Origin of the sequence: Roseovarius lutimaris, from assembly GCF_900115165.1 — a bacterium.
GTDB classification, from domain to species: Bacteria; Pseudomonadota; Alphaproteobacteria; order Rhodobacterales; family Rhodobacteraceae; genus Roseovarius; species Roseovarius lutimaris.
In genome coordinates this window covers 105,973-121,904 of the sequence record NZ_FOVP01000018.1, presented here as the reverse complement: position 1 = coordinate 121,904, position 15,932 = coordinate 105,973, and the positions used below count along the sequence as shown (strand labels likewise).

15 protein-coding genes and 1 pseudogene are annotated in these 15,932 nt (G+C 57.7%); 4 read left to right on the top strand and 12 right to left on the bottom strand.

The window, feature by feature from the left end; genetic code table 11:
- Positions 1–259, top strand: a 259-nt coding sequence (locus BMZ91_RS15880) for an NAD(P)(+) transhydrogenase (Re/Si-specific) subunit beta (RefSeq protein WP_143076362.1), incomplete at its 5' end; no start/stop codon positions are given.
- A 226-nt stretch (positions 260–485) separates the two neighbouring features.
- On the opposite strand, the gene BMZ91_RS15875 is transcribed toward BMZ91_RS15880, so the two are convergent.
- The 9 genes and pseudogenes from BMZ91_RS15875 to BMZ91_RS21840 all read right to left on the bottom strand — a co-directional run bounded on the left by BMZ91_RS15875 (position 486) and on the right by BMZ91_RS21840 (position 10,470).
- On the bottom strand, positions 486–1,295 hold the full coding sequence (locus BMZ91_RS15875; RefSeq protein WP_092840990.1) for a hypothetical protein: 810 nt from the start codon (positions 1,293–1,295) through the stop codon (positions 486–488).
- Between the two features lie 24 nt (positions 1,296–1,319).
- Positions 1,320–1,784 carry a hypothetical protein gene (locus BMZ91_RS15870; RefSeq protein ID WP_092840988.1) on the bottom strand — a complete coding sequence of 155 codons (465 nt, stop codon included), beginning with the start codon at positions 1,782–1,784 and terminating at the stop codon, positions 1,320–1,322.
- Positions 1,785–1,816: 32 nt separating this feature from the next.
- Positions 1,817–2,707: a dynamin family protein gene (locus tag BMZ91_RS15865; protein WP_092840986.1), complete on the bottom strand. Its 891-nt coding sequence runs from the start codon at positions 2,705–2,707 to the stop codon at positions 1,817–1,819.
- Positions 2,704–4,764, bottom strand: a complete 2,061-nt coding sequence (locus tag BMZ91_RS15860; RefSeq protein WP_092840985.1) for a dynamin family protein — start codon at positions 4,762–4,764, stop codon at positions 2,704–2,706. Before BMZ91_RS15860 ends, BMZ91_RS15865 begins: the two co-directional genes overlap by 4 nt.
- A 156-nt stretch (positions 4,765–4,920) precedes the next feature.
- On the bottom strand, positions 4,921–5,895 hold the full coding sequence (locus BMZ91_RS15855; protein ID WP_092840983.1) for a hypothetical protein: 975 nt from the start codon (positions 5,893–5,895) through the stop codon (positions 4,921–4,923).
- On the bottom strand, positions 5,888–6,814 hold the full coding sequence (locus BMZ91_RS15850; RefSeq protein WP_092840982.1) for a PP2C family protein-serine/threonine phosphatase: 927 nt from the start codon (positions 6,812–6,814) through the stop codon (positions 5,888–5,890). The genes BMZ91_RS15855 and BMZ91_RS15850 overlap by 8 nt, the downstream gene beginning before the upstream one ends.
- The gene (locus BMZ91_RS15845) at positions 6,801–7,709 is read right to left on the bottom strand and encodes an FHA domain-containing protein (protein WP_245736426.1); all 909 of its coding nucleotides are present in this window, start codon (positions 7,707–7,709) and stop codon (positions 6,801–6,803) included. Before BMZ91_RS15845 ends, BMZ91_RS15850 begins: the two co-directional genes overlap by 14 nt.
- 49 nt (positions 7,710–7,758) lie before the next feature.
- On the bottom strand, positions 7,759–9,141 hold the full coding sequence (locus BMZ91_RS15840; RefSeq protein WP_092840979.1) for a serine/threonine-protein kinase: 1,383 nt from the start codon (positions 9,139–9,141) through the stop codon (positions 7,759–7,761).
- Between the two features lie 393 nt (positions 9,142–9,534).
- A pseudogene (locus tag BMZ91_RS21840) lies at positions 9,535–10,470 on the bottom strand (poly-beta-hydroxybutyrate polymerase N-terminal domain-containing protein).
- A 328-nt stretch (positions 10,471–10,798) separates the two neighbouring features.
- Here BMZ91_RS21840 and BMZ91_RS22085 point away from each other — a divergent pair.
- Positions 10,799–11,038 (top strand): transposase family protein, encoded by a 240-nt coding sequence (locus BMZ91_RS22085; RefSeq protein ID WP_143076361.1) that lies wholly within the window; start codon positions 10,799–10,801, stop codon positions 11,036–11,038.
- A gap of 71 nt (positions 11,039–11,109) precedes the next feature.
- Positions 11,110–11,487, top strand: a complete 378-nt coding sequence (locus BMZ91_RS15830; protein WP_092840977.1) for a hypothetical protein — start codon at positions 11,110–11,112, stop codon at positions 11,485–11,487.
- Between the two features lie 777 nt (positions 11,488–12,264).
- Here BMZ91_RS15830 and BMZ91_RS21170 read toward each other — a convergent pair.
- A complete protein-coding gene (locus tag BMZ91_RS21170) occupies positions 12,265–12,597 on the bottom strand; it encodes a hypothetical protein (protein WP_143076360.1) in 333 nt (110 codons plus the stop codon).
- Between the two features lie 93 nt (positions 12,598–12,690).
- Positions 12,691–13,410 carry a helix-turn-helix domain-containing protein gene (locus BMZ91_RS15820; RefSeq protein WP_092841012.1) on the bottom strand — a complete coding sequence of 240 codons (720 nt, stop codon included), beginning with the start codon at positions 13,408–13,410 and terminating at the stop codon, positions 12,691–12,693.
- Between the two features lie 175 nt (positions 13,411–13,585).
- On the opposite strand from BMZ91_RS15820, the gene BMZ91_RS15815 reads away from it, so the two are divergent.
- Entirely contained in the window at positions 13,586–14,362 is a 777-nt protein-coding gene (locus BMZ91_RS15815) for a response regulator (protein ID WP_092840973.1), read from the top strand.
- Here the strand turns inward: BMZ91_RS15815 and BMZ91_RS15810 are convergent.
- Entirely contained in the window at positions 14,329–15,879 is a 1,551-nt protein-coding gene (locus BMZ91_RS15810) for an ATP-binding protein (protein ID WP_092841011.1), read from the bottom strand. The two genes, BMZ91_RS15815 and BMZ91_RS15810, sit on opposite strands and share 34 nt — an antisense overlap.
- Between the last annotated feature and the right edge of the window lie 53 nt (positions 15,880–15,932).

Sequence of the window (15,932 nt, the reverse complement as noted above, 5' to 3'; positions counted from 1 at the left end):
TTTCCCCGACACCGATGTGGCGATCGTCATCGGCTCGAACGACATCGTGAACCCGGCCGCGCAGGAAGACCCCAACAGCCCGATCGCCGGCATGCCGGTGCTGGAATGCTGGAAAGCCAAACAGGTGTTCGTCAGCAAACGCGGCCAGGGCACCGGATACTCGGGCATCGAAAACCCGCTGTTCTACAAGGAAAACACCCGCATGTTCTATGGCGACGCCAAAGACAGCGTGTCGAGCCTGTTGGCGAAAATCGACTGATCGCGGTTCTTCGTGGATCACGAAAGGGGGCGCTCCGACCGGGGCGCCCCTTGTTCATCCGGTGGCGCGTGACGCGACCGGCGGGAATTGAGTATTTTTGCCAAGAAGAAGCCTAAAGCCCGTGCAGTATGCCGATGTGTGCCGCTAAATCATTGGAATCGAGGGAAAAACCCTTTTGCGTGGCTGGCAGGTCGGCTATGAAGCCGGGCCCTCGGGGGGGGCTTGTTCATCTCGATCGAGACATCCAGACCTCATATACCTCTTCGAGAACGTCATTGTTCAAGAGCAATAGGGCCAGGCTTTCCGATTGGGATGCGCAGAGAATTGTTTGCCCACCATCGGGATATCCGGCGTATATGACGCATTGGTCAACAGGGCCAAGATGCGTCTCGCTCTGTAAAGCGGCGGCATTCGACACACGTTCCGCGCGGGCCAATGTCTTGAGAGGATACAGGTGCGCATCCGACCCGTGCTCAACCGTGACACTATTGCCAACCATGAGCAAAGCAGCGCAAGAAATCGGCGCGCAGTCTTCCAGGAAATCCTCCAGGAAATCCTCCGAAAGGGGCGATTCCTGCGGCGGGGGGGACTTGCCGAGGTCCTGAAAGAGGTCGTCGAGCGAAATGCCCACATCGGGCGCCAACGCATCGGCTTGCAAGATTTGAACCTCGACCGATAATTCGGTGCGACCGGAGGTGAATTCGGCCACGACGGCGACAAGTTTTGAAATCTGACCTTCGGCCAGTTTTGAGATATCCTGACCTGAAACGTCGGCGAGGTTTTCCTGAAAATGCTCCGAAGTTGGGGGCGACACTCTCAGAACACGGCCTGACGCAACGTCGAACGCAATTTTTTCGTTGCGATCATTTCGAAACACAAGCCGTCGCAGGAGTTGGGTTTCGGCAATTTCCGAGCGCATGGCATGACGGGCATGCGTGACCCCGGAAGGCATGAGGTCGCGAAACCTGCCAGAGATCGAGCTTGAGCCATGTACAAGTTTATCCAGCCTGTCGTGAAGCGTTTTTATGTCAGACATGGCATGCGGGAGATTGTTCGACTGTCATCTGTCCTGTCCGATCTTATCGAGATGCCGCCGCGCGCCAGCAAGAAACGGCCCCAGTTTGATCGAGGGCGAGCAGACGCAGCACAAAGCCTCTGTCGGGCTGGTCGTGGATCTGAGGAAAATACCGACTTCTGTCGGCTCGATGATGATGACCTGGAAAATATCTGTATCGCGTCCTTCTCCAAGAACATTGCGAAGCTGCGACGTTGAATGCCCGCCAAGCATCTCGACTGCCGTATTGCAAAGAGAATTTATGTGCTCCTGTCGTAACGCTATTTCTGCGCTGGTCGACAGAACCATGTTGGTGGAGATATCTGCGTAGGCCACTGTTTTGCACTCTGGAAACTCCAGTCGGACACATTCCAATCTTTCGGTTATAGTCATCAGGGCACTCGACGTATTGAAGCATTGGCTTGAGGGGCGGGGCAGGCGAATAAAGACTATGCCGCTATCGGTTTTCATTGCGTGAATATCCGGAAAATGACATGGCAAGCCTATGAAAGGCGCCCTGTTGCGCGCGCCCTATGCAGGGTCTGGTCCTGGTCCGACGGCGATATGCGCACTCTGCGCGGTGTGATCCTGGATGCTGTCTCTTGGGGCGCGGACACAGGGGCAGGCGCGCTTTCTGGTGCCACCAGCCCGGGAATTCTGAGCGCTTTGCTCACCGGTGTTGTGTTGTCATTTTCAGGGCCAGCACCGGTGTCCGCTGCGAGCCTGTGCAGCAGATCCACGAGGTGTTTTGCAAAATCTTCGGCGCCGCTCCTGAGCCAGACGTCGTAGTCGTCTTGCTGGGTCGTCGCCTCCAGTAGCGAGATCGGCAGGCATTCCAGAAACAGACCATCGGTTTCTGTGCGCACGCGCCTTATGACCTTCTGGCGATCGCGGTCAGAGGTTATCTTGTCGATGCGTGTGAGCAGCAACAGGCTGCGCTGATAAAGCGCGGGCGGAAGGCTTGCCCAGACCGCGGCCTCGCTCTGGCGCCAGGCCTGGGTGGCATGGCTGCACCACAAGACGCCGTCAGCCTTTGAAATCATCCGTTGCCATATCTCAGAGGACATATTGGGATCGGATATTCCCGGCATATCCAGAAGATCACATTGCAGCAAAAGATCCTCGTCACAGAAAATCCTGATATAGGCCGTCTCCTCCAGTGGCGCCTCGGCAAGGTTGTCAAGGTCGATCGGGACTTGATTGCCCTCAAGATCGACGCGAAAGGCGGGCACATCGCCATGGCTGATCCAGACCGGGGGGAGTTGCGTGGCGATGACCTGTACAGGCAGGGGATCGGACCCGATCAACAGGTTGGCCAGGGTGCTCTTGCCTGCGCTGAATTCGCCCATCAGTGCGATACAGGGTTTGCGGGGGCCTTTGTCGATATCTGTCATGTGGTGTATGCATCCAAATGTCTGTGCGCTTGTTTAAGTTCCGCATCGCGCGCGTTCAGCGATTGGCGATCAAAAAGCCTGTCAATCCCGTCCTTGGTCAGAGATGACGGCGCGATTGTATTGAGCAGGACGCCGGATTGCTCTGTCAGGAAGGTGTCGACCTCGGCAAGGATAGCGTCATGCAAGACATGGGCCTGATTGGTCTTCAAGTCGTTCAGGAACGTGTCGGTTTCTTCTTTTATCAACCTGTGGAAATCGGCGGCATAGGCTTGATATCCACGGCGCCTGAACCACCAGCTTTTCCACCAGTTGCCTTTCAGGTCCAGGGCGATCGTCTGCCCGAGGGAGACAGGGGGTGGCACGCGCGGCGCGGGCGGGGCTTTGATATCAAAGAGGTTTTCCGGCAGTTTCAGCGCCTCTTGATAAAGCGTCACAAGCTCGGTGATAACCTCTTTTACGCAGCGCTGATAGGCCGCCTGGGACGTCCTGCCAAAGGACTTGTAAGACGAACTCAGAAGAATTCTGAGGCCAGAAGGATCATACTCCCAGATCGAATGCTCGCCATAGGTTTCAAGGTGAAGGATCAATGCCTCTGTGGCGCGCGCGAGAAAGCTCTCGTGGACGCGCTCAAGGCGGGTCGAGAAATCAGCCTGAATACCGTCCAGATCGCTTTTCAGGGTCTCCAGACTGCGCGTGCGCAGGCTGGCCAATGAATGAGCGACATGCTCCGGGTCAAGATGAACGGTGATTTCACCGACCTGTGCCTTGGCCGCGAGATTGTCGCTCAATTGGATGGCGTTGATCAGGTTGCGCGCGCTTGCCGCTATTTGCAAGACGGCTTCGCCGCCCACGCCCTGTGCGATACGCTCGGAAATGGCGGCATATAAATCTGGTAATCCCGAGAGGGCCCATAATATCTTGCGCGCGTTCTGCTTTCGAAGGTCGGGGTCAGCGCTGGTTGTTGCCCAATTGATCAGCGCGGCCTTGCTCGCCTCGGGGAGCGCCGAGAGAGGACCGGCCATCGCGGTCTGAGCCCAGAGGGCGCTGCCGAAAATAATCTGTGCGTCTGCGGGGCCGTTGTGTTTGCTCAGGGTGTCCAGAATGCTGTCTTTGATCTGCGGGACCTGCGTGGCAGGGGCCGACAGTTCGTCAATGCGGTTCACAAAGATGATGACATCGCGCGACTTGACGTTCGCGATCAGGCGTACAAGCGCAAGGTCAGTCGAGGAGAGCGCTTGATGCGCGGACAAAACGACGACGCAGATGCGGCTATCGCGGATCGAGCGGATGGTGATCTGTTCGCGCATCATGAAGGTATCGTTGACACCCGGGGTGTCGCGAATGCACAACCGCATGGGAACCGCGGGCTGATGAAAATGCAGATCGGCCGATCGGGTGATGTCGGCAAATCGCCCCTGGTCATCCGAGGCGGTCTCGTCGAAATCATCGCCGAGGCAGACATAACGTTCGATCAACTCCTGATCGAAATACCCGTAATCGTGGTGCTGCCCCAGAAGAACCTCGAATTTGCGCCCAAGGCGGGCTTTGGATTTCTCACGCATCTGCTCGACCTGGGCCTTGATCTTCGAGAACTCGTCCTGCGCACCTGCACGATTTGCCAATTCGCCAATTCGCCCGCCCCCGGCGATCAGCTTGTCCCATTCGTTTTCCTCGAAAAAGCAGAATTTGGCATGGGCCTCGGGCGAGAGCGGGGTCGGGCTGAGGTGGAGCGAGGTCACCACCGAGGTCCAGGGATTTACATCCGCCGGAAGCAGGTCCGGCCAGCCGATCATGCAATTGACAAGCGTGGTCTTGCCAGATTTGATCTGGCCGATCATCGTGACGCTCGGCTCCAGTGCCTCCAGTTTCGAGTGCAGGCGCAGCGCCAGTTTTCGCTCGGTGTCGTCGCCAAGGGTTTTTGCACCTTGAATGGCCTGTCGCAGCGGGATCAGCCCTTCTGTAAATGTACTCAGCCCGTGCAGTGAAGAGCGCAGCATAGACTGTGCCGGGGTAAGTTGGCTTTGCGGGCTCGCGGCGGTTTGAGGTTGCATGTTCATGCGAGACCCTCCCCGGTGAGGCACGGGAGTACAGGTTTGCAACAACAGATGGCGGTGTTCATGTCTGATCTCCGGGGCGCATGTCCGCCTGACCAACAGCCAGGAGGTCTTTGCAGCATCACCACAGATTGATTGCCATCTCGTAAAGAAAGCCCCTTAACAGGCAATCTGCACCTCCATTTCACGTCGGATCTGCAAGAGCGTGGTGACGGCTGCAACGGCTGGCGCCACGCCGCCTTCCAGGGACATGAGCAGGATCCTGTCGGCTGCCGAGAGCATGTTTTCCCTGATCTCGACAAAATCCGGGTCACGCAGGGGGCTACTTGAAAACACATCGGCCACCGCGGCTGATGTCTCCTGGGAAATCGACAGAATGCGCTGCACATCCGCGTCCTCGCTGGCCGTCACAAGAGGGGCAAGGGCTGCGATGTGATGGCGCAATGCATCCTGTGCCGTTCGATAGACCCCGGTCACGGCCTCGCGTGTCTCTGGCCCGTCGCGGGCGGAAGGGGGACGGGGTGGCACGGCGGGATCTGGCGGCCCGGCCTCTTTGCCCTGATGGAGCCTGAGGAACATCTGCGCAGTGTCGGCGTCGGCCTGCACGCCCAACCGCACCATGTTTGCAACCTCGCGTACCAGCCCCTCAACCCTATCCCACTGTGGGTCTGTTGTCCCGACCCCTGTCACAATGGGAAACAGGCCATAGAACTCTTCGGCGGCGATATCCCCAAGAGCAGTCAGCCGGGCTTGGCCAAATGCGCTGTCCGTGTCAGCGGTTGGAACAAGAAAGCCATGGTCCTTGAGCCTGTCCGGCGCGGATTGCCATTGCTCTGCCTCGGCATGCTCAAACCCTGATGTGACCCAAAGGCAGATGTCCGCATCCTGAAAATTGACATCATCCCTCCAAGCAACGAGACGAACCTCTGTTCGGGGCAGGGCGCGCGCCGCCAGGACCTCTTGCAGATAGTCTTTGCCTTCGGTCTCGGGGCCCAGAAGGACCACGTAAATATCCGAACTCAGGCGGTTCAACACTCTTTCGCCGGTCTTGCGCGGCTCATCTGCCAGGGTGCCAGCGTCCAGAAGATGCCGGAGCTGTCGACAAATGTCCTTATGTCCGGCGATATCAATCACGCGCCAGCCCTGCTGTTTCGGCCTCAGCCGGAAGAGACCTGAACACCTTTTGGAACAGCGATTGTTTTTCTGGTTTCTGCGGCCCCCTTTGGCGCATATGGCTCATGCCCGAAACACTCTCCTTCGAATGTCTGACCTGGATCACGGTGAGGGACACATTATCGAGGTCGGGATCGTTCAGGTTCTGCACGCCGCTCATCAGCGCATTGGCGATTTCGCTGCTTCTGCTGAAGGGCCTGTCCTGAAGAAGGGTCTTGATTTCCGCATCGGTCAAAAACTGCAACCCGTCGCTGGCCACGATCAGAGTATCCCCGGCCCGCAGCTCGGTGGGCTCGGAGGGGCAGTCGATCTCCGCAATCGGCTCTCCGAACAGGACAGAAGTCAGCACGTTGCGGTCGGGATGGTTCTCGCCGTCCTGGGCGCTCAGAACCCCGGTTTCGACCATCGTGTCGATTGTCCGGCTCAGGGAATGATCTTCGTTCAGCTGACGCAAGGTATTGTCGCGAAACAGGAAAAGAGGTGAATCGCCGATCGATATCCAATAAAGCCTTTCATCCAGAATGACCGTGGCGACTAGGGTGGCCCCCATGCCCTTGGTTTCGGGATGTTGCGTGACATGCGCCTTGAGCGTCTCATTCGCCACCAGTGCCGCCTTGCGCAACATCTCACCGATGCAGGTTTTCGACGCCACCATTTCAGCCCGCATAAAGGTCAGCTCGCTGAACATCTCGGTCACGACGATCTTGCTTGCGACGTCGCCTGCGGCATGCCCGCCCATCCCATCGGCAAGAACCACAAAGCCAAGCTCCGCGCCATTGGAAAAATCAGAAATCAGGGCGTCTTCCTGATAGTCGCGCGCGCCCTGGCTGATGGCTGATGCGGTGTCAAAACTGAACGCAGGTGTTTTACAACTCGTCATTGCCAGAGGGTCCCCATGTAAATTCTGTCCCGCAAAGGGCAACGAAACGAAGTGTGGTTTCACCGATGCGAAGGCTGTCGCCGTGAGAGAGGTCTTCGGTGCTCAGAACCGGGCGCCCGTTCAGCCGCACAATGTTGGATTTTCCACCGTGGCCCAGAAAGAAACTGTTCTGCTCATCGTCATAGGCCACAGCCGCATGTTTCTCGCGCGATATGCTTGTGTCGCCAAAATCCAGCACCACGGATTGTTCTGCGCCCCGGCCTATGGTCGACACGCCGTTGAAAATCGCGAATGAATGGCCCTTTCCGGGGCCGGCAACGACAACCATCCATCCGACAGGATACTTACGGGTCGGCGCATTTGCCTGCGTGCCCTGCTTTGCAAACGGGTCGGTGACCGCATCAATACCCTGATCAAACCCCAACATTCGGGTCCGGACACGCCGCGCCCCGCGCCCCGGCCGGGAAGGGGCGGCCGGTGCATCGGCTGCTTCACTTTGATCTGCTATGCCCGGCGGGGCAATATGCTCTGGCGTTGGTGGTGCCGCGCGCATGTCATCAGCAGGCGTTTGAGCCACCCGCCGGTTTTGAGAGGTTTCGATCTCTCTTTGCGCCTGCGCGGCGCGTTCCGCCATATCCGGGTTGAGCGCCGGTTGGTGGCCGAGGTCATGATGAAACGGTGCGTCCAATTTGGCGGGTTCGTCCGAGGGGGCAACAGGAACCGCATGATCGAAAGGCGGCTCTTCCGTCGGTTCCTCTGCGAAAGCCGCCATGCCCGCGATCAAATCGTCGTCAAATCCCAACTCTGCCTCCGGCCCTTCCGGTCGGGCCGGGGGCGTTGGCGTGATGGCCTCACCATTTGTGTGGCTGGCGAAAACTCTTTTGAACAATGTCATCTCGTGGCCTCTCGGTTCGTGCAGTTTCAACAGGGCGAATTTCAAACGGTCAGACCTTCGCAAGGCTGGCGATATTTTCCTGTGCGAGGCTCATCACCTGCTCGACAAAAGGGGCGATGAATTCTGCGAAGGTTGCGGCATGCCCATCCAGAATCAGAAAGATCAGGCTCGCAGAGAGAAGCAGTTGCGCCGCCGTCCGCGGCCCGGATTTTCGTGCTCTGGCAAGGCGCCTCGCTTGCTTCTGGCATTTTGCGATCCAGACATGTTGGTCGCGCGCATTCATCAGATCCTGTGGCGGTTTCGGATCGGGGCGAAGCGACAGGTGTTCCAATTGAATTTCGGATCTCGCGCCATGCGAAACGACAGCGGTCTGCTCTGGCTTTGATCCGCTTTTGGGGGCCACGACGGAAAGGCTGGTCTCTGCCTCCTGTTGGGCGTTGCGGATCAACCGGGTCACGGTTGTTTCGATGTCCCGGTCACCCTTGGCGCAGGCGAGGGCGGCCGCCTTGCGTTTCTGCGCGTCAATGCGCAGGATCCAATCCTGTGCGGTCTGAATACGATCCTGGGGAAAGACATTCATCGCCATGTCGATGGCTTCGAGAAATGCGGCAGGACAGCCCTCGATCCGGCCTGCAAGGGGCTGGTAGGGGTCCGGCTTTTTCGAGGCAATCGCGGCCAGCCGGGTCTGGCTGTTGGGGGGCGCCTCGCCCGAGATGAAGTGGACAAACGTCGCCGCCAGAGCGTAGAGATCGCTACAGGGGGTCTGTTGGCTGCCCGCGATATAGAACTCCTGTGGCGAATAGCCGTCTTTCACCACAAGCACCGCAGACAGCGCGCGACTCTTTTTGCTGGCCTCTTCGCGGGCCGCGCCGAAATCAATCAGGATCGGGTTGTCCCAGGCATCAATCAGGATGTTGTCGGGTGAAATGTCACGGTGAAGCATGTCCTGATCGTGAATTGTCGAAATCGCATCCAGCAGCTTCAACAAAATGGGCTTTATCTCTTGGTAGGAAGGCCGCTCGTCGCTGGCCTCGATGACATCGAAAAGGTCTTTGCCGTCGATCAGGTCAAGCGCCATATAGGCGGTTTCATTGTCGCGAAAGACCTGATGCACCCCGACAATATTGGGATGCTTCAGTTTCGCGATGCTGCGCGCCTCGCGCACGAACATATCGACAAAAGACCGGAACTCGCCCTGATGGCTGTGCGAGCGGGCCATGACGGTTCTGTTCTTTCGGCTACAGAACGCCTCGGGGAAGCATTCTTTTATGACCACGCGCCGGTCAAGGCTGTCGCGTGCAAAATAGGTGATGCCGAAGCCACCGCTGCTGAGATAACGTTCGATGACATATTGACCGTTGAGCAGCCGCGTGCCGTTTGGCAGGGTTTCTGTGCCGAATTGATCGTCGCCATCTGCGAGTGTGAGCTCCATTGAACCTATCCACCAAATCGGGTTTTGCGTGCAGCCGTCGCGATTGCAACGATCTGCGTCTGACACCCATAAATGTGCCCTGAATTGTGGTGCAAAGGTGGCGCGCGCCTGGCTCTGGCCTGAATTGAACGCTCAATTTAATTCGGATTTGATGTATTTGCGCTTGCGATGTGCGGCAGAGACAGGCGGATGGCGCAGGCCAATGGCTGTTCAGGCCTCAGCCCTCACATCTGATGCACATATGTGCCGGGAGCCGGGCAAATCGGTGCAAACCCGGCTTGGGGATTGCCCATTTGCGGTGGATCACAACTGGTTTTATTCTTCCCGGCAAGCCATGCCGCGTATTTTGGCCACCACGATCCAGGCTCGCTCGGGTGCGCGGCAAGCCAGGGCTCAGGCCCCACATAAAGCGCGCCCGGCGCCCGACGCGAAAATGTTGGTCGGGATGTCGTCTTTGCCAAGGAAATACCGGTTCACCGCGCGGGTATAAATCAGATCCTCGGCGCGGATCGAGGCAAAGGTCCGTGTCATCTGGGGGCGATCAAGATATCCCTGATCCCACATCATGTCTTCGATAAAGGCAACCTGACTTTCGTCGACGAACAACAACAATTCGCCCGCCTCGGCGAAATCCACCTGCGCCGCCATCAAGGTCACCGAGGCTAGCCGATCATCCCCGGCGCGCACCTTTTTGGTCCGGGGCGTGTATTGGATCAACTCGAAAAGGTCGTTGCGAAACACCACCTCGCCCGGTGTGCAGGCAAGATCGCTGCCAACCTGATAGCCCTCGGGCGCGGGTTTACGGGCCTGGGTGAGGGTTTGCATGAAATCCTCGGTGAAATGCGTGGCGCTTTCAATCAGATTGCGCCCGCCTTGCCGCGTGGTTTCTTCGATGATCTCGGGATTAGTTCACGCAAAATTGGAGGGCGACATCAGATCAAGCATCTGGCGCAGCTGAAAGCGGGTTCGCTCGGCATCCTGCGGATCAAGGCCGCGCATGGTGTCGGTGGCATGTTCCCACCAGTCCTGCACCGCCAGAAACCCCTGTTTCCAAAGGTTGAACGGGGGATTGGCCCATGCGGCGTGGGCAAAGCGGTGGTCATGGGCCCTGGCGGTGAATGGTTCGACCGTCGTCTGGCCCGTGAGGGCACTGGCCGCGCAGGACGTTACCTTGAGGGCATTGGCCTGCGCGCGTTCTGCAAGCTCAAGCTGGCGACCGGGCGAGCGGCCAAGATGCAGCGCCCAGTCGTTCCTGGCCTGCGATACCGAATAGGGCGAAACACCCCCGGTGGCATAGGCAAGCGCGGTGACGAGGGTCAGAAAATCCATTGAATCGATATCGAATTTCTCGCGCAGATCCTGCGTGCGGTCGATATCCTCAAGCCCGATATCAGGTGCGATACGGTGCAGTTCTTCGCTCAGGGCGGTTTCGATGGTCATATCTGTCATAGCGTGTCCGGTTCTTGCAGGTGCCTGGCGATGGTCGAGAGAAACAGGGCGCCACGGTGGCCATCGGTTAAGCGCGAAGGCAAGAAACACCTGACGCTGGCCCTCGATGGTGAAACTTGGCGTCGCCGGAAAATGTTGACCGCCGAAACCGACCAGACGCATCAAGCCAGTCTGGAAGCCGCTCCTTCAGACTAGCTCAAGAGTGTAAATGCATGATTATGAAAATCCGCGTTTGCACCAATTGTGTTCTTCAAGGCAGGATTACTCATCTGCGCAAGCGCCCGGCGCCTTGAAACAGATCATCGAATGGCGCGGAGCGCCTGAGGCGATCAGGGGTGACAATGGCCCGAAATACGACAGTGGAGCGCAGATGGAGTGGGCTGAGACCAGAGGTATCGAACTGTCCGGCGCGAATGGCCGCGTAAATTTTGCGATCAAGCCCCCGTAAAGATAGGGGATTACCGCGTCAACATGAGAGAAGCGGCCTTCTACTTGGGAAATTTTGGAGAGACATAAGACATGGAAAAGTTCCAAGCCCTTGAAAAGCTACGCGAATGTCGGCTGGTATTTACTGTCACTTCCGGACGCAGCGGCAGCAAGCTGCTAACGCAACTGGCGAGCAAGATCCCAGATATCAAGGCCGTCCACGAAGGTAGGCCTAGGATGAACTACGTGATGCGGGGCATACAAGGATATCCTGAGGCTGCAAAATGGTGGCTGGAAAGCGAAATGTACCCGACCATCGCGGCGGAGCTTGACCTGCCGGTCTATCTGGAAACCTCCCATCTGTTTTGTAAGGGCTTCGTCGAACCAACGCTTGAACTTGGCCTCAAGCCGCAAGTCATGTCTTCTGACAAGGCCCCCAAACGAGGTGGCCGCAAGCCTGTATTCAATTGATTGCATCCCCGAAAGGACCTGCAGTGGGCGGCTGGTCCTTCTGGGGCCGTCCGACCCGGGCGTATGGAAAATTCTGGCCTATGAGACACTGAGCGATTATCAGCTGTGTTATTGGTACGCTCGCGAAATCGAACGGCGGCAGGCGCATTGCGCACGTGTCCTCCCCAAACAGGGGTGCGCTTGCCTGAACCTTAGCCTTGCGGATCTGACAGACGCGTCGCGGTTTATCGACGTTGCACGCTTTCTGACGGGAAAATCCGAACCAGGTTTTGATCAGCTTGAGATCAAGGCTGTTCTTCAGTCAAATCAGAACCCCAAATCGGGCCTGGCATCGACTTCGAGGACCCAATTAGGTGCGGCCGAACGTGCGGATGAGGAAACCTTTGTTGACCAGCTTATGGCGCAGCACCCGGTCAATTGATCTGCAGAGCGAATAAAGATTAAGTGTAATAAAATCAGTGGATTCCCGTGCTGACTGGTCTGCGAACAAAGCCCCCTGTTTTCTGCCAACTTCGCATGCCTCTAAATGAGCCTGTTTTAGAAACGGCCTGAGCGGGGGTTTAGGCAATCCGTCATCCCGTTCAGCGGGCGACCTGATAGGGCGTCATGTTCCCCAAAAGCCGCCGATAGGTGCGCCAGTGCATCCCTTGGGTTTCCCCCAGTCGCCGCCTTTTGATATAAAAGGCACAGAGGGAGCCACAGAGCGCTCCTTCCGATTTCGGCACGCTAGAAAACCTAAGACTTCACGGGCCTTGGATCGGCGCTCTGGCGCGCCCTTCATGGCCTGTTTAAGCGGATGGGCAATGTCGACATGTTTCTTGAGCTCAGTCGTGCCCCTGATCTGACGTTCCTCAATGGGCGAAAGATCGAGGTAGGTATAAGCGGTCCGCTCACCGGATTTGCGATCCACCGCAGCGCCACCTGCGCACCGTGACCAGCCGCAACATGCCGCTCGATCGCTTCATGGGCAATGTTGAGGTGCCCGCCTGGCAATCCATCAATCAGGCGGCGCGCGTCGGCCCAGTCAAAGCTGTCATATCTGGCCTCATAATCGGCCATATTGGCGGCCTTCGCGACCGCTTTTGACTTGGTGATGGTGTGACGAGCCATGTCTTTTGCCCCAAAAGTCGCCGATCTCACACCATCCTAGAGTGTCGCCCCGGCGCCGGGATGATCAGGATCAATCCGGCCTCGGGCACCGACCTAACCAGCCCGCGCCATGCCATGCAGGACGGATTTATCCGGGTCCGGCCCGCCATGCCCCTGCGATAGCGCGAACAGGGCCTGAGGCTGCAAGGCGACAACAGTGTGGACATTGTTGATCGCAATGATCCCGCTCTTGCGAATCTGGCTCAGGGTGCGGCTGACGGTTTCGGTCGTCAGGCCCAGAAAATCGGCAATGTCCGACCGACTCATCGGCAGCAACGCATGGTTGTGTGGCCCGAATTCTGTGCTCATTCTTTCGATCAGAACGCATAAAAACGAAGCAACCTTTTCGATAGCGGATTTCCGCCCAAGCATCATGAAGTGATCCTGCATGGCGCTTATCTCGTGCAAAGCCGCCTGGAGCAGCTCCTTGTGTAGATCCGGGTCGCCGTCGCCGCTTTCCAGACTCGAAAGAGGGTAGGCCTGTAACTGCGCATCCGTCAGGACATCGCAATCGGTGTGATAGAGGCCATCATTGGGAAATCCAACAATATCACCGGGATAGCCGAAAGAGATAACCTGACGGCGGCCATCCTCCATCAGCCGGGTGAGGCGCAAAACGCCGGATCGCACCTGATACAGACGCTCGACCTTATCGCCTTCGTAATAAAGATTGGCACCCATTCTGAAGGTCGATGTGCCGGTTTTGGCCTGCGGGTCTGCGGGTCGCAGTGACGGCGAATTGAGTGACTGTCCGGACAGAATTGTGACGTACATTTGCAAGACCCCCATAAGGTGTGATGAGGTCAACTTGGAAGGTCTTTGTAATTTGGGTTAGAGTTCACATGCAACGTTTTGCATCAATTTGTATCAGAGGGGTCGCACGGCCCGCCGGACCGGGGTGACGACAGCTATTTGACTTAACCGATTTGCAAGAAAAGTGGGACAAGCCATGGCGCAAAAGATGATCCTTGTGGTTGATGATGATCCAAAAATCAGAACCCTCTTGCGCAATCTCCTGGAGGCTGAAGGGCTTGCCGTGTCCGAGGCCGGGAACGCCGAGGAGACATTGGCACAGCTCAGGGCCTCTGCGGCTGACTTGATCACGCTGGATCTCGATCTGGGTGTCGATAACGGTCTGGACATCGCGCGCCGGATCCGCGCCCTGTCTCAGGTGCCGATCATCATGCTGAGTGGCAAAGACGACGTGATTGATCGCGTGGTCGGATTGGAAATCGGCGCCGACGACTACATCACCAAACCGTTTCACAGCCGCGAAGTGGTGGCCCGCGTGCGCTGTGTGTTGCGCAGAACAAGCGGCTCTGGCGTGGCGGATCACCCCGTGGCCGACGCAACCGGGCCGACACAAATCGAGACCGGCAGCAGGTTTTGCTTTGACGGGATCACCGTTTTGCCGGATCACCTTGAAGTGCTGGACAGGGATGGCACCAACTGTGCGCTGACAACCGGCGATTTCAAGCTGCTGACGGTGTTTCTGGAGCGCCCGAAGCGTGTCTTGTCACGCGATCAGCTGATGGACCTGACCGGCGGCATAGAATGGAACCCGCTTGACCGCACAATTGACAATCAGGTTGCACGGTTACGCAAAAAGATCGAACGCGATCCGTCAGAACCCAAGTTGATCAAAACCGTACGCGGCATCGGCTATAGCTTTGTCGGCGACGTCGAGATTTCTCAATCCTCGGATCGCGAGGCCAGAAGCAGCTGAAGCCGATGCGCCAGGTCCGCATAGTGATAGGGCTTGTGCAGGATTTCCTGGCGCTGCGCGTGCGGCATTTTTTCGGTGACCACATCGCTGGCATAGCCGGATGTCAGCAAGATCTTGACCGAAGGAAATTCGGTTCCAATTCTGGCGGCGAGTTCATATCCGCTCAGGGTGCCGGGCATCACCAGGTCTGAAAAAATGACATCAACCTGCAAGCCCGCTTTCAGCATTGCGTAAGCGGCATCCCCGCTCTCGGCCTCTTTGGTCTGAAAGCCAAGCTTGCGGATGCGATCAACCGCAAGCTTTCGGATTTTCGCGTTATCCTCGACGATAAGAACAACCTCCCCATCCCCACGTGGCAGGGCGTCCGGGGTGGCGTGGTCTGCTCTGGCGGTTCCGGTCTGGGCGCTATTGCGTGCAACCGGGAAATAAAGACCGAAACTGGTGCCATGCCCGACCTCGCTATAAAGCGTGATGTGGCCGCCGGACTGACGCACAAAGCCATAGACCATCGACAGGCCAAGACCGGTGCCGCCACTGTCGGCTTTTGTGGTGAAAAAGGGTTCAAATGCGCGCCGCTGTGCCTCGGGGGACATGCCCTTGCCATCGTCGCTCACCGACAGGCGGACATATTCGCCAGAGGCAATATCGGTTTCCTGCGCCATATAGGTATCGTCGATGGTGACATTGCCAAGGGAAATCAGCAGTTCGCCCTTTTCGGCCATGGCGTCGCGTGCATTGAGCGCAAGGTTTATCAAGGCCGACTGCAATTCGACCGGATCGACCATGACAGGTTTCAGCCCCGGTTCAAACTCTGTCTTGATCGTATAGGCCGCGCCAAGCGTGCGCTTCAGGATGTTCAGGGTGCCCTTGCAGAGATCCCGAAGGTCGGATTCCACAGGTTTGAGGTTGCTTTTGCGCGCGAAAACCATCAGCCGCGAGGTCAGATCGGCGCCAAGTTCGGCGGCCTCCAGAGCATCGCGGATCAGCGGCATCTGTTGGTCGGTCGCGTCGCGCATTTCCAGCAATTCCAGATTGCCGATCACAATCGTCAACAGGTTGTTGAAATCATGGGCGATGCCGCCTGTCATCTGGCCGATGGCATCCAGCCGCTGAGACCGGGCAAGGGCCGCCTGGGTCGTATGCCGATGGGTCAGGTCATGCAGGATGCTGACGAACAAGGGGTCCCCGGCCACCTCTGCTTCGCCAACGGAAATATGCAGCGGGAAAAAGCTCTGGTCCTTGCGCTGGCCGTCAACATCGCGGCCGATGCCGATGATATCCGTTTCGCCGGTCTGTGTGTATTGCGACATGAAACCGTCATGCAGCGCGGCGAAGGCATCGGGCATCAGCACGCTCACGCTTTGCCCGATCATCTCGGGTATGTCGTATCCAAACATCTGCCCGGCTGCCCGATTGGCGCGCAGGATGACGCCCCGCGCATCCGTGACCATCATCGCGTCAACGGCGGCGTCCATGATTGCCTTCAGCAAGGCGCTGTCCTGGGCGGTGTTTTTCAAGGGCTGTCCCGTCTCGTTGTCCAAAGATGCCAATATCTTAAGGTTTGACGCAA